Here is a 21,106-nt window from a genome sequence, read left to right as displayed (position 1 = left end):
AATTCCTTTGGAGACAGGTCAATGGAAAAAATGCTCCTGCTGTTTGCAGATACCAGAAAAGCGCATGCAGCAGCAGGCGATACAGAGGAACTGGAAAAATATTTTTCTTTCGCAGAAGCGGCGGGAAGCAGCTTTGATTGGGTGCAGCTTCACAGCGGTTACTTTTTTAACCATGCGCCATTTGAGAATTATCCGGACTCCGGGGTTGAAATAGATGAGAAAACGAATGTGTTTCTTGATAAGGCAATTAAAATTTGTAAGCGGAATGGTAAGAAAGTTTCCTATATGATGGGAGATTATTCCCCGTTGGATTGCTTGCTGGAAAGATATCCTCAGGTCCGTAATTTAAATAATGGTCTTTTCTGGGACCTTATGTACGATGCAGCATGTGGTATATTGAAACGTTTTCCCGATTTAGATGAACTGGCTATGTACTTTTTTGAATCTAAGAATCTGCTGCATTATAATAATTTTTTTGGCTGTATGAATTACGGACTGAATTTTAATGAAGATACACTAACCGGGCATCCAGAACTGGTTATGGAGCAGGAAGGAAAATCTTTCCCATATTTAAGCTTTGGAGACCATCTGCGAATGATGCTTCAGGCGGTGGCAAGAGCGTGCAGAGATTGCGGGAAGAGTTTTACACTGCTTACCCATGTCTGGTTTCCATATCAGGAAGAGGTACTCTATGAAGCACTGAGGGATTTTCCCGCTGATCTGCCTCTACTGCTGGAACATAATTACACGACAGGAGATTTTAATCCGGCACTGCCGGCACCAGGGCTGATTAAACGACTGCCACATTTGAAACATGGTATTTGTTTCTGTTGCGGAATGGAGTACCATGGACTGTCCCTGGTTCCGTGTTGTTTCCCGGAAGCAATGGAGGCCACGATTCATGATGCTATGGAATCAACTTTAAATCTGGAACGTATTACAGTAAGGCCCATTTGGGACGGCCAAAGCCTTCTTGGGTCACCCAACGAGATCAACCTGTATTATCTGCTTAAAATGGCGGATCAGCCGGATATTGATCCTGAAGAAATCTGGAAGGAATGGATTCAGGGCAAATACGATCTTTGTGATGAGGAGTCGGCGGAACTGTTGGCCTCTGCATTCCGAAAATCGTATAAGGTAGTACAGAATGTGTTTTTTGAATTTGGAGTGAGAACCAATGATCATTCTCATATACCTGATTTTGCACATTTGGAGTCCAGGTTCTTTAATTATGGAAAAGCATTGATCAAATGGTCCCCTACGCCGGAAAACAAACAGAATATTTATGACCTTTTGATTCATCCGGGAGATAAGATACTCAGGCTGCACAGGGAATTACATGAAGAATCGCTGGAACTAATTGAACATGCACTGGAACAGATAAAATCATTGGAAGGCTGTATGCGATGGAAAGACTACGAGGATGTAGTTCGCCGTTACGAAGATATGAGAATTTGGGTTCTGCTGCATCAGGATGAATATGAGTCTTATATCCGGCTTCTGATTCAAAGAAGAAATCCCACAGAGCGCAACCGGAAACTGGCGGAATGTGCACTGAGCAGTCTGGAAGAAAAGACGAAAAAAATCAGGAATGGAGAAATTCGAGACTGTTATCTGTTTTCGATAGATCATATTGAATCTTTTATAGAGGAATGCAGATCCAATTTCAGTATAAACAGACGATAAAGGATGGACAAAATTATGAATCAAAAACAATTTTCAGAAGCCGTATCATCGGTTACAGTAAAGGATAACTTTTGGGATCCGGTAATGGAGGTGACCAGAACTCAGATGATCCCATACCAGTGGAAGGCACTGAATGATGAACTTCCTGATATAGAGCCCAGCCACTGTATTCGGAATTTTAAGGTTGCAGCCGGACTTATGGAGGCAGAATTTGATGGGAGAGTCTTTCAGGACAGTGATGTGGCAAAATGGATTGAAGCAGCATCTTATTCGCTGAAATGGCATCCGGATGAAACTTTAGAAAAAGAAATCGATGATACGGTAGAATTAATTATACAGTCACAGCAGCCAGATGGTTATATTGGAACATATTATTCGATCAACGGACTGGAAAAACGGTGGACCAATATTATGAGGCATCATGAACTTTACTGTGCAGGACATATGCTGGAAGCGGCAGTAGCTTATTACAATGTTACTGGAAAAGACAAATTTTTACAGGCTATGATCCGCTTTATAGATTATATTGACAGTGTTTTTGGTCCGGAAGAAGGGAAAATTCATGCTTATCCTGGCCATGAAGTGATTGAAATGGCTTTGATGCGGTTATACGAAATTACAAAGGAGGAGAAGCATTTACGGCTGGCCAGGTATTTTATCGATGAGCGGGGGAAGCAACCCTGTTATTTTGAAAATGAGATAGAGACTTATCATAATGAATATCCCTGGAAGGACAGTTTTTTTCAATTTCACTATTATCAGGCGGGAGCTCCTGTAAGAGAGATGAAAGAGGCCGTTGGCCATGCAGTGCGCGCTGTTTATTTATACTCGGGAATGGCGGATGTCGCAAGGGAAACGCTGGACGATTCACTTTATGAAGCTTGTCAGGCTATGTGGGACAGTATCGTGGAAAGGCGCATGTACATTACGGGCTCCATCGGGGCTTCGGCCTATGGAGAAGCGTTTACCATTGATTACGACCTGCCGGGGGATCTGGTATATGGAGAAACGTGTGCCGCTGTAGGGATGGTGTTCTTCGCCCATCGAATGCTGAAATTAAGCCAGCGCGGCGAGTACGCGGATATTATGGAACGTCTGCTGTATAATGGTACAATCAGTGGTATGGCATTGGATGGAAAGAGCTTTTTTTATGTAAATCCACTGGAAGTTTATCCAAAAAAGAATGAAGAGATTCAGGCTTTCCGTCATGTAAAGGTAGAACGGCAAAAATGGTTTGCCTGTGCCTGTTGTCCACCGAATTTAGCGAGACTGGTGGAATCTGTAGGTTCCTATATTTACACACAGCGTGAGGACCAGCTTTTTATTAATCTGTTTATAGGGAGTGAGGCTCTAGTGTTTTCTGGAGAGAATTCTGTGTATATCACTCTGGAAACCGGATATCCATGGAATGGAAATGTAAAGCTGGTTATGGAATGTGAAAGCAGCAGAGAATGGGAGGTGGCTCTTCATTTGCCGGACTGGTGTCGGGAATTTGAACTGCATGTTGATGGAAAATCAGCCTGGTATATGCAGAGAGAAGGTTATCTTTATTTGAGGCAGTGCTGGAGAGGAAGGCACGAAATATCTTTCAACATGAAAATGGAAGTACGGGAAGTTCGTTCTAATCCTAAGGTACGGGATAACATCGGAAAGGTTGCAGTGATGAGGGGACCAGTGGTTTATTGCCTGGAGGAGGAAGACAATGGGGCTGATTTACACTGTATAGAAATTCCATCCCATGCGCAGTTTGAAGAAACGTACCGCCCCGATCTTTTGGGCGGTGTGGTTACAATTGAGTCTATTGGACGGAAGATGATGCCGGAGGAAGGGAGTGCACTTTATTTGGAAGACGGCTGGGAGCGTTACGAGGAGAAGAAACTTTTATGGATCCCTTATTATAGTTGGGCCAATCGTGAAGCAGGAGAGATGATAGTCTGGGTAAGGAAACGCTGACAGGTATCAAAAGCTAAATTTATTAACATTTTACAGGAATGAATTTCAGAGAGAGAACTTAGTGGTAATTTACCCCTGCGTTTTCTCTCTGATTCTTGCCATACTATGGATTGAGAGATTCTACCGCCCCTACAGGGGAGGTCTCCTGACATAACCCGCACCGGAGACAATGGTCTCCCGCAATCTGACAAGGCTCCCATGGCATGATGCATTGTTGCGGACATGCCTCCGCGCAAAGCTTGTATCTGATACAACCGTCAGTGATGGAAAATCCGCTCATTTCCTCATCCATCCACCTATTTCTCATTTGCAACCCGTTTTATTCTGTGATATGATAAAAAGATACGATTAAGCAAACGAGGTGGCAGCGGATGAAAGAGAACTGTGGTATCGTCATCCTCTCCGGCGGTTCCGGCCGCCGCATGGGGTACGTCAATAAGGCCGACCTGGACTATCACGGAAGGAGCTTTGCCGGGCAGATTATGGAGGAGCTGTCAGGCTTGGGGCTGCCATTCTTTCTGTCCACGGGAGTTTACGGGAATCCAACCGAAATTCCTGATAACTGCACTGCAATTTTGGATATTCCGGTCGATGGACAACAGGGACACATCGGTCCCATGGGCGGCATCCGCTCCTGCTTTTTAGAGACGGACGCGGACGGCCTTCTGTTTGTGCCGTGCGACATGCCTCTGATCCGGGCTGAGATGGGACGCCGCCTGATGGAACGGTGGACGCCGGAATACGATGCGGTGATCTGGAAGACGCGCGATGGCCGGATCCAGCCGCTTTGTGGTTTTTACTCCAGAACGTGTCTGACTGCGCTTGACGGATGCATCGGAGAAGGAAACTACCGCATGATGGAATTCCTGTCCCGAATCTCGTGCCTCGTTATGGAAACCGGCCGGGAGCACCTCCCGGACCGCTGGTTTTTAAACGTCAACGACCGTGATGACTACGGAAGACTGGAACGGACAGCCTGTCCCGTGCTGGCGGTGAGCGGAAGCAAGAATACAGGAAAGACAACGCTTCTCGAGCGGCTGGTTTCGGCACTGGCTTCCAGGGGAATCCGTGCTGCGGTAATCAAACACGATGGTCACGAGTTTGAGGCGGATGTGCCGGGAACGGACAGCTTTCGCATGAAGCAGGCCGGCGCGTATGGCACGGTGGTGTACTCCGGCAGTAAGTTTTCCATGGTAAAGGAACAGCCGGGTTTACAGGCAGACGCCTTCTTTTCCTTCTTTCCGGAGGCGGATTTAATTTTACTGGAGGGGCAGAAGCATTCGGATTATCCAAAGATCGAAGTGCTGCGGCAGGAGGTCTCGAGAAAGCCCGTCTGTGACTGTTCGACCGTGCTGGCCTATGTGACAGACGGCGGCTGGGAACCGGATATGGGTGAATCTGCGTCCAGGACAGAAACGCCAGAACATAGCAAAGTACCAGAAACGATCGCTTCAAACAATCTGGATGCTATATTAGAAGTAATCATTCATCTTCTCGATTCCGCAGACCCGGATAACAGCGGCAGCCCCAAAGCCGCAAAAGCCCATCACAACAGCGGAGGACATGCCGTATGACCATGGAAGAAGCATTTGAAATATCCAATATTTTGAGATGTGCCAGCCCGGTCAGCCGGACGGAGATCGCTTCCTTCGCTTATATGAAGCGGTATGAGAAAGGGCAGCACGTATTCTACGACCGTGAGGATCTGACCTGCTTCTATATCCTTCTGGAGGGAATGGTTTCGCTCTATAAGCTGAACACTCTGGGAGAGAAGAAAGTGATATTCGTCTACGGCCCGGGAAACCTTTTGAATGAAGTCCTGTTCGAGGATATTCCGGCTTCCATCAACTGCGAGGTCCGGGAGGACTCCAGTGTTCTCGTCCTTCCGAAGGACAGGCTGTGGCATGTGATGGCGAGCTGACAAAGGCCGCCTTCAATTCCATGGCCATAAGAATCCGCCGCCTGTACCGCCAGATGAAGAACACCACCAACGCGCTGAAGGGAGAAAAACGCCTCGCCGCCAAGCTCTACATGCTGGCCAGGGATTATGGAAAGGAGACGGAGAGAGGGATATCCATCGAAATGCAGTTAAGCATCACCTATCTTTCCGAAATGCTGGGCTCCAAGCGGGAAACGGTATCGAGGCAGGTGAAGAAACTCTGCGACTCGGGCCTGATCCTTATGGAAAAGAATCATTTCTGGATTCCCAACCTGGAGAATTTGAGCAATTATTTTAAACAGCCATGATGAAAATCACGGCGTTTTTTGTACATTTCTGCTATAGTTAAAATATTAACGAAAAGAGTACGGGAAGGAAGGAACGCATGAAAAAAGTACAATCAACCTGCAACTACTGTGCCCTGGACTGCAACCTGGATTTTTACGTGGAGGACGAGAAGATCGTCAGGGTGCTTCCGACAAAGGGGTACCCGGTCAACGACGGCTTCTGCTGCATCAAGGGACTGTCCCTGGATAAACAGCAGACTGTGGTGAAGACCTCGCCGCTTCCGAAGATCCGGCAGGCGGACGGTTCCATGAAGGAAGTTTCCTGGGACGAGGGATTTCAGTATGTGGCGGATCAGTTACAGGAGCTTCAGGCAAAATACGGCCGGGAAAGCGTGGCGGGCATCAGTACCGGACAGCTGACCATGGAGGAATTTGCCATTTTCGGCCACGTCATGAGAAATTACTTAAAGACCAATGTGGACGGCAATACCCGTCTCTGCATGGCGACCGCGGTCGTGGCCCACAAGCAGAGCTATGGCTTCGATGCCCCGGGATACACACTTAAGGATCTGGAGCTTTCCGATACGATTATCTTCATCGGAGCCAATCCGGTCGTTGCCCATCCCATCCTCTGGAAACGGGTGCGCCAGAATCCCGATAAAAAGGTGATTGTCATCGACCCGAGAAAATCGGAGACAGCCATGAACGCGGATTACTGGTACCCGGTAAAATGCAGGGGAGACTTATATCTTCTCTATACGCTGGCCAACGTTCTCATCGAAAAAGGCTGGATCGATCAGAACTACATCGAGGGACACACGGAAGGCTACGGGGAATTCAAAGAATTTGTGAAACCATTTACCCTGGACCAGGCTCAGGAGACCGCGGGACTTTCCCCAGAGCAGATTCTTAAGCTGGCGCAGCTGATTTACGAAGGAAAGCGGGTCTCCTTCTGGTGGACCATGGGCGTGAACCAGGGCTATGAGGCGGTCCGCACCGCGCAGGCCATCATCAATCTGGCGCTGATGACAGGCAATATCGGCCGTCCGGGAACCGGGGCCAATTCCATTACGGGCCAGTGCAACGCCATGGGCTCCAGGTCCTACAGCAATACGGCGGTTCTCTACGCCGGCGGTGATTTCACGAATCCGGCCAGACGGGCTAAGGTGGCGGAAGCGCTCGGCGTGGACGAGAGTGTGCTGGCTGAGAAGCCGACGGCGACCTATAACCAGATCATCGAGGGCATCAATGAAGGACGGATCAAGGGGCTGTGGATTCTCTGCACCAATCCGCGCCACAGCTGGACCAACAACGAGACATTTGCAAGCGCGGTGAAGAAGCTGGAGCTGTTTGTGGTTCAGGATATCTACGACACCATCGAGAGTGCCGAGGAGTGCACGGTCTTCTTCCCCGTAGTTTCGGGAATCAAGAAGGAAGGCACCTATATCAATCTGGAGCGCCGCCTTTCCGCCATGCGCCCCTGCCTTGCGAAGAAGGAGAATGAGATTACGGACTACGAAGCCATATTAGGCGTGGGTAAGGCGCTGGGAATGGGCGGTCTGCTGAAGGGCTGGGAGATGCCGAAGGACTGTTTTGAACTGATGAAGAAGTGTTCCAAAGGAATGCCGGGCGACATTACCGGCGTCACATGGGAGATGCTGGAGAATTCCAACGGAGTCCAGTGGCCGTTTCGGGAGGGAGAGACGCTGGAGGACGATGAACGACGCCTGTATGAGGACGGCAATTTCTTCACTCCCAGCAGGAGAGCCCAGTTCAAATTTGAGGCGCCCATGGAAAATCCTCTGCCGCTCACGGAGGAGTATCCGTACCTGTTCAACACCGGAAGAGGCTCGGTCGGCCAGTGGCATACCCAGTCGAGAACCAGTGAGGTTCAGTTCATCGGCGACGTATCGGCCAGGGAAGCGTATCTCTTTATGAATCCCGGGACGGCCGCCGCGTATGATCTGGAGGAAAATGACCGCATCCTGGTCCACTCCGTCAACGGAGAAAAGGCCGGTTTTCAGGTGCGGATCTCGGATCAGGTGCGGGAAAAAGAGCTGTACGCCCCGATCCACTATATTGAGTGCAATAAGCTGACGCCTTCCGTCTACGACCCGTATTCGAAGGAGCCATCCTACAAGGCGACGCCAGTCTGGTTTGAGAAAATGGAAGGAGGTAACGCGGATGTACCGGATAAAAATTGACAGAAGCCGCTGCATCGGCTGTCTGACGTGTGTGACAGCCTGTGTCGTCAGCCATGAGAGCTGCGACGCCAGAAACCGGGTGGTGATTGACAGCGAGTCAAAATGCGCACCCATTTTCTGCCGCCACTGCGAAAAGCCGGAATGTGTATACACCTGTATGACGGGAGCTATGCACAAGAATCCCGATACCGGGTTTGTGGAATACGATAAGGAAAAATGCGCCAGCTGTTACATGTGCATCATGGCCTGTCCCTACGGCGTGCTGAAGAGCGACCGGGTCGAGCATAAGGAAATTATGAAATGCAACACGTGTGTCCACCGTACCCAGGATGGTTCCCCCGCGCCGATGTGTGTGGAAATCTGTCCCATGGGAGCGATTACTCTGGAGGAGGTGAAGGGATGAGATACGTGGTATTAGGCGCTTCCGCAGCCGGAGTCAACGGCGTGCGGCAGCTTAGAAAACACTGTCCGGAGGCGGAGATCGTGCTGGTGTCAAAGGATGACGCCGTTTATTCCAGATGTATTCTTCACCATTATCTGGGAGGAATCAGGACGAAGGAGGAGCTTTGCTTCGCAGAGTCCGATTTTGAGACAAAGTACCGGGTGGACTGGAGAAAGGGCGTTGTCTGTTCTGCGCTTCGGGAAGCAGAAAAAAAGGTGGTTCTGTCCGACGGAACGGAGCTTTCCTACGACCGTCTTTTAATTGCGACCGGTTCCCATACCTTCTTTCCGCCTGTAGAAGGCTTGAGAGAGGCAAAGGGCGTCTTTGGATTTCATAATTTAGACGAGGTGGAGCAGATTCGGGACGAGGCGGCGAAGGCGGAGCACATCGTTGTCATGGGCGGCGGCCTGGCAGGCATCGACGCAGCGGTGGGATTTCTCCATAGCGGCAGACGGGTGACGCTGGTAGAGATGGAGGACCATATACTGGCGAAGCAGCTGGACCGCCGCAGTGCGAAAACGTACGAGGAGGCCATGGAGAAAGAAGGCATCCAGTTTTATCTGGGCCGGGGCGTAAAGGAAGTGCGCATGGGAGACGGCGGAGAAGTCACTTCCCTGCTGCTGACCGATGGGACGGAAATCCCCTGTGACATGGTTGTGGTCACCGCCGGCGTGCGTCCCAACGTCGAATTTCTAAAGGATCCCGGAGTGGAAATGGACCGGTTCGGACTGGTGATCGACCATCACGGTCAGACCAGCGTACCGGACATTTACGGCGCGGGCGACGTGACGGGGCGTTCCCCCATCTGGCCGGCTGCAGTGAAGCAGGGCATGACCGCAGCGGATAACATGGCAGGCGTTCAGACCTCCATGGATGATTTCTTTGCAAGCAAAGCCACGATGAATTTCCTGGGAATTCCCACCATGTCCCTGGGAGTTCCGGAGATACCGGATGAGACGTATACCGTGGTCATGGAGGACAACGGAGAGCAGTACCGGAAAATCATTCATAAAAATGGGAAAATATACGGCGCAATTCTTCAGGGAGACTTGTCCTACGGCGGCGTACTGACCCAGCTGATTGCCAAAAGAATTGATGTGTCACGGGTAAAGAAACCGCTGTTTGAGATTGACTATTCCGATTTCTTCCATACAAAGGAAAACTTTGAATTCTATTATGAGGAGACGTAATCTATGAAAGAACGTTTGAAAAATATGCCGATTCCGGTTGTAGCCACCATGCTCGGCGCCGCCACCTTAAGCAACATCTATCAGGGACTCGGATACGACTGGATCCGCCACGTGACCATGTGGGCCTCCACCGTTGTGCTTCTGTTTTACATTGCAAAGATTGTCCTCTATCCTTCCATAGTAAAAGGAGAGTATAAAAATACGGTCCCGGCCAGTCTCTATGCAGGTATCACTATGGTTACCATGATTCTGTGCAGCTACTATAAGGACTGGTTTCCCGGTGCGGCCAGAGTGGTTTTAATCGCCGCTGTCTGTATCCACGCGGTTCACATCGCCGTGTTCCTGTTTAACAATGTCTTCCATGGCGTGAAGCTGGATACCTTTGTTCCCAGCTGGTTTGTCACCTTTAACGGAATCATGGTTTCCACAGTGGTCGGAGCCGCCATGCTTCCGCCGGTTATGGCGAAAGCGGTATTAATCTGGGGACTCTGTATCTATACGGTAACTATCCCGTTTATGATCTGGAGACTGGCGGCGAAGGAAGTGAAACCGGCCGTCTGGCATACCCAGGCCATCGTGCTGGCCCCCTGCAGCCTCTGTCTTGCCAGCTATTTGAATCTGGCTGCGGAGCCGAGTATGATCCTGGTGAGCGTCCTTTTCCTCTGCGTATTTTTATCCCTGGCGTTCATTATCGTGAAGCTTCCGTCCTTCTTTGCCGTGCCGTTTGCACCGGGATTTGCGGGACTTACGTTCCCCATGGCAATCGGTATCGTAGCCTCCAATAAGGCAGCCGCGTTCTTCACGGGAGCGGGTCAGGAGACTCTGGGCTATGTGGTAAAACAGATTGCCGGAGTGCAGATTTACTTAACGACGGCCATCATCGGGATGGTGCTGTTCGGATTCATGAAATTGCTCTGCTCCCCTGCGAAGAAGCAGGCGTAACATGATTTGAGGCGCGCTTCCTGGCTCGCCTCTTTCGTCAGATCTAAGGGAAAACAAAAAGAAATCGAATGACAGGATGGGAAGAGAGATGGATACCAGGAAAACGGGAAGTGAAGGAGAAGAGCGGGTGACATTGGAACGGGCAGTCCGGCTGCTTTTGGACCACTGCAGTATCATAACGGAGACCGAACGATGTTCTGTGCTCGACTGTACAGGGAGGATTCTGGCGGATGATGTGTATGCAAAGGGGGATCAGCCGCCCTTTGACCGTTCGCCGGTAGATGGCTACGCCTGCCGCAGCTGTGATATCACGGATGCAACAAGGGAAAATCCGGTTTATTTAGAGGTGGTGGAGGAGATCGCCGCCGGCAGCTGGCCCACGCGCGCCGTAGGCTCCGGCCAGGCCGCCCGTATTATGACGGGCGCTCCGATTCCTGCGGGTGCGGACTGCTGTATTTATCAGGAAAAGACCGATTACGGGGAGACGTGCGTGGCGGTCTTTCAGGGCTGTCAGCAGCATGGCAATTACTGCTTTCGCGGTGAAGATATTCAGGCGGGCACTGCGGTCCTTAAGAGGGGCACACGCCTGACCTATGTGGAAGCGGGAATTCTGGCCGGGCTGGGGCTTTGCGAGGTAACGGTTTACCGGAAGATCCGGGCGGCTGTGCTGGCCTCCGGCGATGAACTGACGGAGCCGGGCCAGCCCTTACAGCCGGGGAAAATATACGACAGCAACTTATATTTCCTGGCTGTCCGTTTAAGAGAGCTGGGGATCGAGGTCCGCGTCTGCCGCCGTGTCCCGGACAGCGAGGCTGAGATGGCAGAAGCGCTTGGCGATGCGTGCCAAAAAGCGGATCTGGTCATAACGACAGGCGGTGTGTCTGTCGGAAAACGGGATATCATGCACCAGGCCCTCGCCATGGCCGGGGCCAGAAGGCTGTTCTGGAAAATCCTCATGAAGCCGGGAATGCCCACCATCGGCTCCGTATTAAACGGAACTCCGGTGATCAGCCTTTCCGGAAATCCCTTTGGAGCACTGGCAGACTTTGAACTCCTGTGCCGGCCTGCGTTTGAATCCATGACGGGGGATTCCTTCTATGCCCCCCGGATGAGGAAAGCCATCCTATCCCGGGGATTCTTAAAATCCAGCCCATCCCGCCGTTTTTTAAGGGGCCGTTTCGAGAACGGGGAGGTCTGGATTCCCGAGGTCAAAAAACACGCTTCCGGGATCCTCAGTTCCATGGCGGGCTGTAACTGTCTGGTGGACATTTCAGCCGGAACGGAGCGGATAGAGGCCGGAGAGAGCGTGACGATCTGCGATCTTTCCCTTGACAGATAAAAAATATACCTGTTCAGCAAGATAATGCTTGTAAAATTCCTCCGTATCGGATAATATTATCTGGTATTTATACATGGAAATGCATAATAATAAATTGAAGGCTCATCAGAAATCGGGTTAGGCCTTCGTAAGATACTCAGGAGGAAAGTAATGAATTACGGTATTTTAAGCCTGCTTCCGCCCATTATCGCGGTCATACTGGCAATTAAGAGCAAGAATGTAATCCTGTCCCTTTTTTGCGGCGGTTTTGCAGGCGTGATGATTTTCAGCCACGGGAATCCGTTTCTGGCTGTGAAATCGATGATTGGAGATTATTTATTCGTACAGCTGACGGACAGCTATAACGCGGGAGTGATTGTCCTGATCGTCTTTATCGGCGGTTTCATCAAGCTGATGGAGAAATCGGGAGGTGCCCAGGCATTCAGCCAGAGTGTTTACCGCTACGTGAATACGAAGCTGAAGGCCCAGCTCTGCGCCTGGGCGGGCGGCATCGTAATCTTTTTCTCAGATCTGGGCACACCGCTTCTGGTAGGACCGGTGTTTCGCCCCCTGTTTGACAAACTGAAGATTTCCAGAGAAAAGCTTGCCTGGATTCTGGATTCGACCTCCTCGCCGGTAGCCATTCTGATTCCGTTTATCGGATGGGGCGTCTATATTATGGGTCTGATCCAGTCCGAATTTGACAATCTGGGAGTAATGGATTCCGACTATACGACGTTTGTTCAGGCGATTCCATTTCAGATTTACGCAATTCTGGCAATTATCATGATTCCGCTGGTTGCCTTTACGAAGCTGGATTTTTCCCAGATGAAGAAGGCGGAACTCCGTGCCGGGAAGTCCAACGAGACGTTTTCCTTCATGCAGGAGGACGAGGAGAAGGGCAGCGCGGAAACGGGATATTCCCGGAAGAACGCAAAGCCGGTTATGGTGGTTCTGCCGATACTTGTGGTGTTTGTGACGCTGTTCGGCACGCTGGCCCCGGCCGGTTTCCCGTTTAAGAAGGTGGACGGCAATGAGTTCCGGGTTGCCCTGACTATGGGATACTTCTTCGGTGCAATTGTGCTGATGGCATTTATCTGTATTTTTAAGGTTATGCGGTTTAAGGATACCTTCAAGGTGTATGTGGAAGGCATGAAGGGCATGACGGATGTAGCGGTCACCCTGGTTCTGGCCTGGTCTCTGGGGAAAATGATCAGCGGTCTTGGCACCGCGGAATTTATCGTGGAATTCCTCCAGGCCATGCGCTTTTCCGCGGCTCTGGTACCAGCCTGCATCTTCCTGTTTGGCGCGTTTGTGTCATTCTCCACAGGGAGCTCCTGGGGAACCTTTGCGATCATGATGCCGCTGGCAATTCCCATGGCACAGGCGTTCGGTATACCGTTTGCCATCGCGGTGGGCGCGGTCTTATCCGGCGGACTGTTCGGCGACCACTGTTCCCCTATTTCAGACACTACGATTCTCTCCTCAACCGGCGCGGAGTGTGATCTGGTGGAACACATCAGGACGCAGCTGCCGTATGCGGTGGTGAACGGAATCATAGCATTTGCCGCCTATATTATCGCGGGAGTGACGAAGAGCCCTGCTGCGCTGCTCTTTGCGGTTGCCGCGCTGGTGGCGGTTATGATCGTCTTTAACCGCCTGCCTGATAAGATGGGAAAAAGGGCATAAAAAGAAGCTGTCAGTTATGCCGCGCAAGCCGCAAAACCCCCGTATTTCCATGTATAACCGGAAATACGGGGGTTTTAATTTATCATAACTAAACGTTTATAATTCCGACAGAAACTGATCTGTTTCCCGCCGGTTTTTTAATATGACGGTTTTCACATCATCCGCTTCGCTCATCATATCGTAGAAACGCCTGCGGGTTTCCTTGTGATGAGTCCAAACACTCTTGATAAAACGTATCTTTTCCGCATTCAGTTTTTCCGGGCAGTTTCCTCCCATATCCGTGCGGCTTTTACCATAGTTTTTCACAAATCGTCCAACCACTCCGCTCAGACATCTGATCCGGGAAAAATCCATGAAAATGACGGCGTCACAGTACTGCAGCCGGAGCGGGATTGTGCGCGAAATATTGCCGTCGATAATCCATCTGGGCTGAACCAGTTCCGACAACAAAAGCCGGTCAAATTCTTCATCGGACACAGGCTTCCAGTTATCGTTCCAATACAGTGCGTCCAGATGGATCAAAGGCAGGCTTAACTTATTCGCCAGCTTATTTGAAAGGGTGGTTTTTCCGCAGCCATTGCCGCCGATAATCAGTATTCTTTCCAATCGTAAATCCCCCGTGATCAATCAATGATTATCTAACAGTATAAGGCAGCGGACTTCCAGTTGTCAATGGCCGCGGCAGACTGTAAAAAAATAATAGCATTGCTGTCACACCGACAGATGGAGCACTTCATAAACCGTTCCTTCTACAGACGAGTCCGGTTTTTTGCCGAAAAAAGAATACTCCTTCTGCACCCATTGTTCCGGATCGCAGAGCAGCACCTTCCCGGTACAGCCATTTCCAACTGCGGAAAAATGCGGCCGCACCATTTTCCGGGACGCTGGAAGAACCTGTTCTGTTTCCAGCATAAACCGCGAAGTTAAAAATTCTTTTTCAAGTTCCACAAAAACGGGAATTCCCAGTTTTATGCGCTGTCTCCCAAACGAGGACACAATATTATCGTAGTACCCATCCCATATAAAATGGATCATTCCGGGACTGTCCTTCCAGAGATACAGCGGGGAATATTCGTTGCCGCCTTCTGATCCGCCTTGATTTTCCCGTATCAGATAAGCCTTAAACAGCAAATCTTCAAAACCATCTGTCTTCGTCCCGTTATGTCTTACGCGCTGGCGTATGAGATTCATGTCGTAATGATCCGGCAGCGCTATCTGATACTGCATTGCAATCATGGGAAGCTCCTTCTTTCTGTATCATTCAGTACCGGGCCCGGCGGTGATGTTTTTACTATTTAATTATACAGAACTGCCGCCGTCGTGTATAATAGTTGGTAATGATGTCTGGTATCATTTTAAATGATGGAGGGAACTATGGAAAGTCAGGAACTCAGAATATTCCGGGAGGTTGCCCGCGCAGGCTCCATCTCGAAGGCGGCCGGTCAGCTGGGATACGTACAGTCGAATGTGACGGCAAGAATCAAGAAACTGGAGGAAGAGTTAAACGCCGTTCTGCTAATCCGGCACAGCAAAGGGGTCACTCTGACCGCGGAAGGGGAGCGCCTCATACGCTGTCGATATCCAGACTGCCGCTGTGGCTGACCGCATTTCAGGAACAGCTTCCAGAAATGAATCTTTCTGTGGTCACGGACAGTCAGGATCATCTGGCCCAATATCTGGCCGAAGGAAAGGCTGACTGTGCCTTTCTGGAGGCGCAGTACGTGACAGAGGAGATGGAGACACTGGCTTCCTTTCAGGAAACACTCTGTATCATCGCCCCATTCGGCTGCGCGGAACGGGAGATGATTCAGATGCCGGCCATAGTAAATAAAATAGCTGCGTGCCCTTACCGTGCCCGTCTGCTTGCATGGTTTCAATCCCATGGTGTGCCTGCTCCACGGATCATCGAGATGGACACGGTCGAGGCCATACTCCGCTCCGTCGAACTGGGAATGGGGATTTCCCTTCTTCCCGCCAGCGTCCTGTCAGAACGGCAAAATATTGCGGTATCAGGTGAACTAAAAATGGACCCTGTCCGGATTTTTCTGTCCGTCTGCAAAGGCAGCTCCGGCAGGGCCGCCGAAATTCTCCGGGAAATTATCATAAATGGGGCGAAATCATAAAATAAAAAATATTTTCTTATCATTAATCACGACATACAGATGTCCTGTTTATTTGCTATAATAGAGAAAAAAGCATCGAAAAGAAGGCTAGTACAGCATTGCATAAGTTCCAGTGAATTCTGTACTCGCTATTCACGCCAGAACCACGCCCACGAAGCTAGACGTAGGGTCCACTACGCCGTCGCTTCGTGGACGCGCCCCTGACGCAAATATCAAGCACATAATTCACCGAAACTTACGCAACGATGTACTAGAAGGAGAAGGATATGACAGAATCAAAGAAAAAGGCAGTACTAAAGAGCAGGATCGAGCAGGTATGGGAGGTTGTGACAGATCTAAGCGACTGCAGCTGGCGCAGCGATCTTCAGAGAATCGATGTACTGGAGCCTGGGAAAACGTTTGTGGAATACACGAAGGAGGGCTTTCCGACCACGTTTGTGATCACCCGGTTCGAGCCGCCGTACCGGTATGAATTTACCATGGACAACGCCAATATGACAGGTACGTGGACCGGTCTGTTCCGCCGGACGGACGAAGGCTGTGAAGCGGATTTTACAGAGCGGGTGGACGTGAAGAAGTGGATTATGAAGCCGTTTGTCCCGGGTTACCTAAAGAAGCAGCAGGAGCAGTATTTTCATGATCTGAAGGCGGCGCTGGGCGAGTGAGCGCAATTGGGAAGATTGACCTATCATGAGTAACAGGAGGCGTTTATGAAAATTGACCGACTAATCGGAATCCTGTCCATTCTTTTGCAGCAGGAAAAGGTGACGGCGCCATACCTTGCCGGGAAGTTTGAAGTATCACGGAGAACGATCAACCGGGATATCGAAGATATCTGTAAAGCAGGCATTCCGCTCGTAACCACACAGGGACCCAATGGAGGGATTTCCATCATGGAGGGATACCGGATCGACCGGACTGTACTGACTTCATCGGAGATGCAGTCGATTCTGACCGGACTTCGCAGCCTGGACAGCGTATCCGGCACCAACAAATACCAGCAGCTTATGGACAAGCTGGCCATGGGGAATTCTTCGATTCTGACCTCAAACAGTCATATCCTGATTGATTTATCGTCCTGGTACAAATCCTGCCTTGCGCCGAAGATCGAACTGATACAGGCTGCGATCGGCGCCAGAGAATACATCACCTTTGCGTACTTTGGTCCTTCCGGCGAGAGCAGAAGGAAGCTGGAGCCGTATCTTCTGGTCTTTCAGTGGTCCTCCTGGTATGTGTGGGGATACTGTACCGATCGTGAGGATTACCGGCTGTTCAAGTTAAACCGGATGCTGGAGCTGAGGGCGCTGGATGAACGCTTTGAGGAGCGGAAGGTTCCTGCGTATGATATGTCACCGGACAAGGCATTTCCGCCGCGGATTTCCGTCACAGCGGTCTGCGAGGCAGATATGAAGTGGCGGCTGATTGAGGAGAGCGGGCGGGAGAGCTTTCAGGAGAGGGAAGACGGAAAACTGGTATTCAGCTCCTGCTTTTCCGATCCCGGAAGCGTATTTAGCTGGCTGCTCAGCATGGGAGACCGTGTGGAACTGGTGGAACCGGAAGAACTCCGGGTGGAATTTGCCGCCATGGCAGAGAAAATTTGTCGTATTTACCGTTAATGATGACATACAGTTGTCGTGATTAAAGTGTTATCCTGTAAGCGTACATGAGAAAACCACAGAAGTGGTGGAAAAGAGGACAACTGGATGAATTACGAAATCGTGACACTGCCTGAAAAGAAGGCGGCAGGAATAACAGCAAGGACGAATAACCATGCGTCTGATATGGGAAGCGTCATAGGCGGGCTATGGGAAAGCTTTTACGCGAAAGGGGTTTACGACAGTATCCCCGAAGACAGAAGAGGCTGCGTCCTCGGAATTTATTCAGACTACGAGAGTGATGAGAACGGCGATTATGATATGACGGCAGCCTGTGAGGTGGCGGATGATGCCGGGCTTTTAGAGAACTTAAGGATCCGCACGATCCCGGCAGGCAGATATGCGAAGTTTGTCGTCAGGGGAGATGTGCAGCAGGCCCTGGTTCAGTTCTGGATGGAACTGTGGAGTATGAACTTGAATCGTGCGTTTCAGGCTGATTTTGAAGAGTATCACGGGATGACCGGTGAAGAGGCGGAGATCCATGTCTATATAGGATTGAAAGAGGAGTGAACAACAGGAGAGGGAATGATGAGTATGGAATTCAAACGGGTAACTTTGGAGAATATCGAAGAAGAGCACATCTGCTGTGCCATATCGGATAAAAAGGGAGAGACCTGCGTGGCCTCCAAGAAGGCATGGATGAAGGAACGGCTGAAAGAGGGACTTGTGTTCGAAAAACTGGATGTGCGCGGAAAGGTATTTATCGAGTACCTGCCGGCGGAGTACGCCTGGGTGCCTGTCGATGCAGATGGATACTACTATATCGATTGTCTGTGGGTTTCCGGCCAGTATAAAGGACAGGGCTATAGCAGCCAGCTGCTGGAGCACTGTATCGCTGTGGCCAGGGCGAACGGGAAGAAGGGGCTTGTTATACTTTCCTCTAAGAAGAAGATGCCGTTTCTGTCGGATGGCTCCTACTTAAAGCATAAAGGATTTGTGACAGCCGATACTGCTGCGCCGTACTTTGAGCTTATGGCACTCCCATTTGAAGAAGGGACAGCCCTGCCGCGATTTTTAGAGTGTGCAAAGACCGGTGAGACCGATGAAAAGGGATGGGTTCTGTACTACACAGCGCAATGTCCCCACACGTCGAAATACGTTCCGATTCTGGCGGAATACGCCAGGACTCAGGGCATTGAGATCAAGACAGTAAAGCTGGAATCCCGGGAAGCTGCAAGGCGCGCGCCAAGCCCATTTACAACATACTCGTTATTCTATGACGGGAAATTTGTGACAAACGAGATTTTATCAGAGAAAAGCTTTGAGAAATACAGGAAGAAAGTGTAACGTGCTGCGCAAAACGCAGATCAATTCACACTTTCCCTAGTCTGAGAAAAGAAAAAGGAGACCGATGATATGTCTGATATTGCAGCAGATTATGAGCTTCAGGCAGACAGGCTGCGCAGATTACTAAAGGCGAAAAAGACCTTTGAACCGGCTATGGAATTGGCACTTGTCCTTCCTGCGGTCACACATACGGGGGTGGTTTCAGGAAGCAGCAGCCCCACGTTTTGCGATCATGTGCTGGAGGGTCTGGCAGAAGGGGATTACAGTGTGATGCTGACTGAGAAAGATGAAACCATAGCCTGGCATTTTTTCCATAAAAAGCAAAAAAATGTGGACTCCGGCGATCCTGACTGAAATCGCTTTTTCCACACCTATATCATACCATAAAAATCTCTTTTTTTCAAGACTTGTAATGAAAGTCTGAAAGGCGTAGAATCAGTACTTACCAAATACGGGGAGGAAAAGAGATGCAGGAGAACTGGTATGAACTGATGGAAACAGTACAGCGGAAGCAGGAACTGGAAAGAGTGCTGGCTTGCAACGAGAAGACAAAATCCTTCGGACTTACACTCACTGAGGAAGATGCTGGGAGACTGATGGCAGGCCGGCGTGATTCCTTAAGGACGCAGATGCGGGTCGAATTCGGAAAGGGGGTATTGCCGGAGATTATAGAGACTTTCTGTGATTCTCCCTATTTGCAGCAGGAAAACTATGCTGATGTGATTGCGGAGCTGCAGGAAATCTTCTATCTCTATAAGAACGAATCAGAGGACAACTTAACGGATGAGGAACTGCTGACATTTATGAAAGAACAGTTTGACGGCGTCTGTTACGGTTCCGTCGCCTATTTGGAGGAAACGTGCCTGGAACGTTTTGCGAGGGCGATTCGCGCCGGATACCGGGATTACGTGGAGGACGGTGGAAAAGGAGAGTACGAGAAATTTTCACAGGAAGCACGTTGGGACAGGGATCTCTTTTTGGAGACACTCTTTGACCTGCTCAGTTAGGAGGCGGACATGGACTATACGATGGAAGAACTGCTGCCTGTTGTCGGAAAACTTACGGAAAAGTATACCAGTCTTTCCAGCACCTCCGTCACCTATGAGACGGCACAGCAGCTGATGGGAGCGGTGCTTTACTGCCTGCGGGAAGCAGAATATGAAGCGGTGAAGACAGGAAAGAACAGCGTAGCCACCGCCTCAGACACGGATTTATGGAGGTTTTACCAGCAGGGGTATGAGGTGGTTCTGGAGAAGACCGCCAGGGCCAAGAAGGTCTACGATCAGGTCATTGCGAATTTTCGTTCCTTCGGAAACCGCTGTTATGAGGATACGGTTATCAAAGGGATGCCGGAATTCTTTGTCCATTACGATGCCAGATTCCGGCCCCAGGATCATCTGCTCACTCTGGATTACCCGATTTTACGGCCTGTCGGGAAGCGAAAGGGAATAGACGCCATCTACTTTTATTTATCCTGTGTTCTCCTGGAACAGAGATTCCTGGGCAAGATTCCGGAAGCGTACGGAAAGGCGGTCCTGGAACACTACCATGGGGATTATGAGGAGCTGGTTCTGAATGTGGCTTCTGTCATTATGAGGAATCTGGTGATTCATATGATGATGGGGAAAAAGCTGTCCGGGGATACGGTGACAGCAGACGATACGAAGCGGTTTTGCAGCCGTGTGAAGATCTGTGAACCACTGAAACTCGAGGAAGCCATAAATCAGCTGATGGAGCAGATGACAGGCGGCCCGGAGGGGGACAGAGCCATGCTTTCCTATCTGTCCTGCGACAGGAAGGATTTTGCAGCAGAACTTAGGAATGCCGCGGAGTATGGATGTATGGACCGTATGATTGTTTATTAGAATTACGCAGAGAACACATTTTAAGCATAGTTACGGCACTATAATAACACAGGAGTCTGCAGTTCAGGAAAAGGAGGCGGTTTTTATTGAAGATGCCTGAAGCAATTGGCAGTCAGATGTTTGCACCATGCGGAATGAACTGTATGGTGTGTTTTACACACTGCAGTACCAAGAAGGCCTGCGGAGGCTGCCTGGGAAACGATGAGAGCAAGCCCGGACACTGCCGGACTTGTCTGCGAAAAAACTGTGCAGCTGAAAGAGAGCTATCCTACTGCTATGAATGCAGCGATTTCCCATGCAGAAGGATACGGGATCTGGACAGAAGCTATCGCAAACGGTATGGCGTCAGCCTCATAGAACAGTCCCTGTTTGTGAAGGAAAACGGCATGGAATTATTTCTGAGAAATGAGCGGAAACGCTATACCTGTACGGCCTGCGGGGGTGTAATCTCTCTCCATGACCATCGGTGCAGTGAATGCGGGAGGGTAACTTCCGGATAATTATTTATACTGAGGAAAACGGTTTA

At 50.2% G+C, this 21,106-nt stretch carries 23 protein-coding genes; 21 read left to right on the top strand and 2 right to left on the bottom strand.

Going from position 1 to position 21,106, the window contains the following annotated elements:
• Positions 1-21 precede the first annotated feature (21 nt).
• From M1L66_RS22880 to M1L66_RS22830, 11 genes are all read left to right on the top strand, one after another.
• The gene (locus M1L66_RS22880) at positions 22-1,686 is read left to right on the top strand and encodes a hypothetical protein (protein WP_434688429.1); all 1,665 of its coding nucleotides are present in this window, start codon (positions 22-24) and stop codon (positions 1,684-1,686) included.
• Positions 1,687-1,701: 15 nt separating this feature from the next.
• The gene (locus M1L66_RS22875; RefSeq protein WP_187018420.1) at positions 1,702-3,639 is read left to right on the top strand and encodes a glycoside hydrolase family 127 protein; all 1,938 of its coding nucleotides are present in this window, start codon (positions 1,702-1,704) and stop codon (positions 3,637-3,639) included.
• A gap of 371 nt (positions 3,640-4,010) precedes the next feature.
• On the top strand, positions 4,011-5,213 hold the full coding sequence (gene mobB / locus M1L66_RS22870; RefSeq protein ID WP_434688427.1) for a molybdopterin-guanine dinucleotide biosynthesis protein B: 1,203 nt from the start codon (positions 4,011-4,013) through the stop codon (positions 5,211-5,213).
• Entirely contained in the window at positions 5,210-5,560 is a 351-nt protein-coding gene (locus M1L66_RS22865; protein WP_434688425.1) for a cyclic nucleotide-binding domain-containing protein, read from the top strand. Before mobB ends, M1L66_RS22865 begins: the two co-directional genes overlap by 4 nt.
• Positions 5,539-5,886: a Crp/Fnr family transcriptional regulator gene (locus M1L66_RS22860; protein WP_434688423.1), complete on the top strand. Its 348-nt coding sequence runs from the start codon at positions 5,539-5,541 to the stop codon at positions 5,884-5,886. The genes M1L66_RS22865 and M1L66_RS22860 overlap by 22 nt, the downstream gene beginning before the upstream one ends.
• A 77-nt stretch (positions 5,887-5,963) precedes the next feature.
• Positions 5,964-8,069 (top strand): molybdopterin oxidoreductase family protein, encoded by a 2,106-nt coding sequence (locus M1L66_RS22855; protein ID WP_434688421.1) that lies wholly within the window; start codon positions 5,964-5,966, stop codon positions 8,067-8,069.
• Positions 8,050-8,472, top strand: coding sequence for a 4Fe-4S dicluster domain-containing protein (locus M1L66_RS22850; RefSeq protein ID WP_434688419.1), 423 nt, complete (start codon positions 8,050-8,052; stop codon positions 8,470-8,472). Before M1L66_RS22855 ends, M1L66_RS22850 begins: the two co-directional genes overlap by 20 nt.
• Positions 8,469-9,701, top strand: a complete 1,233-nt coding sequence (locus tag M1L66_RS22845; protein ID WP_434688417.1) for an NAD(P)/FAD-dependent oxidoreductase — start codon at positions 8,469-8,471, stop codon at positions 9,699-9,701. The genes M1L66_RS22850 and M1L66_RS22845 overlap by 4 nt, the downstream gene beginning before the upstream one ends.
• Positions 9,702-9,704: 3 nt before the next feature.
• Entirely contained in the window at positions 9,705-10,643 is a 939-nt protein-coding gene (locus M1L66_RS22840; RefSeq protein WP_434688415.1) for a TDT family transporter, read from the top strand.
• An 88-nt stretch (positions 10,644-10,731) separates the two neighbouring features.
• The gene (locus M1L66_RS22835) at positions 10,732-11,982 is read left to right on the top strand and encodes a molybdopterin molybdotransferase MoeA (protein ID WP_434688413.1); all 1,251 of its coding nucleotides are present in this window, start codon (positions 10,732-10,734) and stop codon (positions 11,980-11,982) included.
• 150 nt (positions 11,983-12,132) lie between these two features.
• Positions 12,133-13,650, top strand: coding sequence for a Na+/H+ antiporter NhaC family protein (locus M1L66_RS22830; RefSeq protein WP_434688411.1), 1,518 nt, complete (start codon positions 12,133-12,135; stop codon positions 13,648-13,650).
• 96 nt (positions 13,651-13,746) lie between these two features.
• On the opposite strand, the gene M1L66_RS22825 is transcribed toward M1L66_RS22830, so the two are convergent.
• The gene (locus tag M1L66_RS22825; RefSeq protein ID WP_187018433.1) at positions 13,747-14,256 is read right to left on the bottom strand and encodes a topology modulation protein; all 510 of its coding nucleotides are present in this window, start codon (positions 14,254-14,256) and stop codon (positions 13,747-13,749) included.
• A gap of 105 nt (positions 14,257-14,361) precedes the next feature.
• Positions 14,362-14,886: a DUF4865 family protein gene (locus M1L66_RS22820; protein WP_002602904.1), complete on the bottom strand. Its 525-nt coding sequence runs from the start codon at positions 14,884-14,886 to the stop codon at positions 14,362-14,364.
• Between the two features lie 138 nt (positions 14,887-15,024).
• On the opposite strand from M1L66_RS22820, the gene M1L66_RS22815 reads away from it, so the two are divergent.
• The 10 genes from M1L66_RS22815 (at position 15,025) to M1L66_RS22770 (ending at position 21,080) form a co-directional block, all read left to right on the top strand.
• Positions 15,025-15,252, top strand: coding sequence for a LysR family transcriptional regulator (locus tag M1L66_RS22815; protein WP_434694309.1), 228 nt, complete (start codon positions 15,025-15,027; stop codon positions 15,250-15,252).
• Positions 15,222-15,773 carry a LysR substrate-binding domain-containing protein gene (locus tag M1L66_RS22810; protein ID WP_434694307.1) on the top strand — a complete coding sequence of 184 codons (552 nt, stop codon included), beginning with the start codon at positions 15,222-15,224 and terminating at the stop codon, positions 15,771-15,773. Before M1L66_RS22815 ends, M1L66_RS22810 begins: the two co-directional genes overlap by 31 nt.
• A gap of 266 nt (positions 15,774-16,039) precedes the next feature.
• Positions 16,040-16,438 carry an SRPBCC family protein gene (locus M1L66_RS22805; protein ID WP_187018437.1) on the top strand — a complete coding sequence of 133 codons (399 nt, stop codon included), beginning with the start codon at positions 16,040-16,042 and terminating at the stop codon, positions 16,436-16,438.
• Positions 16,439-16,483: 45 nt separating this feature from the next.
• Entirely contained in the window at positions 16,484-17,389 is a 906-nt protein-coding gene (locus M1L66_RS22800) for a helix-turn-helix transcriptional regulator (RefSeq protein ID WP_187018438.1), read from the top strand.
• A gap of 87 nt (positions 17,390-17,476) precedes the next feature.
• A complete protein-coding gene (locus M1L66_RS22795) occupies positions 17,477-17,938 on the top strand; it encodes a GyrI-like domain-containing protein (protein ID WP_187018440.1) in 462 nt (153 codons plus the stop codon).
• 24 nt (positions 17,939-17,962) lie between these two features.
• Positions 17,963-18,715, top strand: coding sequence for an N-acetyltransferase (locus M1L66_RS22790; RefSeq protein WP_187019581.1), 753 nt, complete (start codon positions 17,963-17,965; stop codon positions 18,713-18,715).
• 69 nt (positions 18,716-18,784) lie between these two features.
• Positions 18,785-19,069, top strand: a complete 285-nt coding sequence (locus M1L66_RS22785; protein WP_434688408.1) for a hypothetical protein — start codon at positions 18,785-18,787, stop codon at positions 19,067-19,069.
• Between the two features lie 113 nt (positions 19,070-19,182).
• Positions 19,183-19,722 carry a DUF6323 family protein gene (locus M1L66_RS22780; protein WP_025531463.1) on the top strand — a complete coding sequence of 180 codons (540 nt, stop codon included), beginning with the start codon at positions 19,183-19,185 and terminating at the stop codon, positions 19,720-19,722.
• Between the two features lie 9 nt (positions 19,723-19,731).
• Positions 19,732-20,580 carry a DUF6179 domain-containing protein gene (locus tag M1L66_RS22775; protein WP_187018446.1) on the top strand — a complete coding sequence of 283 codons (849 nt, stop codon included), beginning with the start codon at positions 19,732-19,734 and terminating at the stop codon, positions 20,578-20,580.
• Between the two features lie 86 nt (positions 20,581-20,666).
• A complete protein-coding gene (locus tag M1L66_RS22770; RefSeq protein ID WP_434688406.1) occupies positions 20,667-21,080 on the top strand; it encodes a DUF3795 domain-containing protein in 414 nt (137 codons plus the stop codon).
• Positions 21,081-21,106: the final 26 nt, after the last annotated feature.

The sequence above is a fragment of the Hungatella sp. SB206 genome (assembly GCF_051132295.1).
GTDB lineage: Bacteria > Bacillota > Clostridia > Lachnospirales > Lachnospiraceae > Hungatella > Hungatella effluvii.
The sequence above is the reverse complement of the archived record's forward strand: the minus strand, read 5'-3'. Positions and strand labels throughout refer to the sequence as shown.

Coding starts and splice junctions, on each gene's coding strand:
- M1L66_RS22880 (WP_434688429.1), top strand. CDS start 22: ATGGAAAAAATGCTCCTGCTGTTTGCAGATACCAGAAAAGCGCATGCA.
- M1L66_RS22875 (WP_187018420.1), top strand. CDS start 1,702: ATGAATCAAAAACAATTTTCAGAAGCCGTATCATCGGTTACAGTAAAG.
- mobB (WP_434688427.1), top strand. CDS start 4,011: ATGAAAGAGAACTGTGGTATCGTCATCCTCTCCGGCGGTTCCGGCCGC.
- M1L66_RS22865 (WP_434688425.1), top strand. CDS start 5,210: ATGACCATGGAAGAAGCATTTGAAATATCCAATATTTTGAGATGTGCC.
- M1L66_RS22855 (WP_434688421.1), top strand. CDS start 5,964: ATGAAAAAAGTACAATCAACCTGCAACTACTGTGCCCTGGACTGCAAC.
- M1L66_RS22850 (WP_434688419.1), top strand. CDS start 8,050: ATGTACCGGATAAAAATTGACAGAAGCCGCTGCATCGGCTGTCTGACG.
- M1L66_RS22845 (WP_434688417.1), top strand. CDS start 8,469: ATGAGATACGTGGTATTAGGCGCTTCCGCAGCCGGAGTCAACGGCGTG.
- M1L66_RS22840 (WP_434688415.1), top strand. CDS start 9,705: ATGAAAGAACGTTTGAAAAATATGCCGATTCCGGTTGTAGCCACCATG.
- M1L66_RS22835 (WP_434688413.1), top strand. CDS start 10,732: ATGGATACCAGGAAAACGGGAAGTGAAGGAGAAGAGCGGGTGACATTG.
- M1L66_RS22830 (WP_434688411.1), top strand. CDS start 12,133: ATGAATTACGGTATTTTAAGCCTGCTTCCGCCCATTATCGCGGTCATA.
- M1L66_RS22820 (WP_002602904.1), bottom strand. CDS start 14,886: ATGATTGCAATGCAGTATCAGATAGCGCTGCCGGATCATTACGACATG.
- M1L66_RS22815 (WP_434694309.1), top strand. CDS start 15,025: ATGGAAAGTCAGGAACTCAGAATATTCCGGGAGGTTGCCCGCGCAGGC.
- M1L66_RS22805 (WP_187018437.1), top strand. CDS start 16,040: ATGACAGAATCAAAGAAAAAGGCAGTACTAAAGAGCAGGATCGAGCAG.
- M1L66_RS22800 (WP_187018438.1), top strand. CDS start 16,484: ATGAAAATTGACCGACTAATCGGAATCCTGTCCATTCTTTTGCAGCAG.
- M1L66_RS22795 (WP_187018440.1), top strand. CDS start 17,477: ATGAATTACGAAATCGTGACACTGCCTGAAAAGAAGGCGGCAGGAATA.
- M1L66_RS22790 (WP_187019581.1), top strand. CDS start 17,963: ATGGAATTCAAACGGGTAACTTTGGAGAATATCGAAGAAGAGCACATC.
- M1L66_RS22785 (WP_434688408.1), top strand. CDS start 18,785: ATGTCTGATATTGCAGCAGATTATGAGCTTCAGGCAGACAGGCTGCGC.
- M1L66_RS22780 (WP_025531463.1), top strand. CDS start 19,183: ATGCAGGAGAACTGGTATGAACTGATGGAAACAGTACAGCGGAAGCAG.
- M1L66_RS22775 (WP_187018446.1), top strand. CDS start 19,732: ATGGACTATACGATGGAAGAACTGCTGCCTGTTGTCGGAAAACTTACG.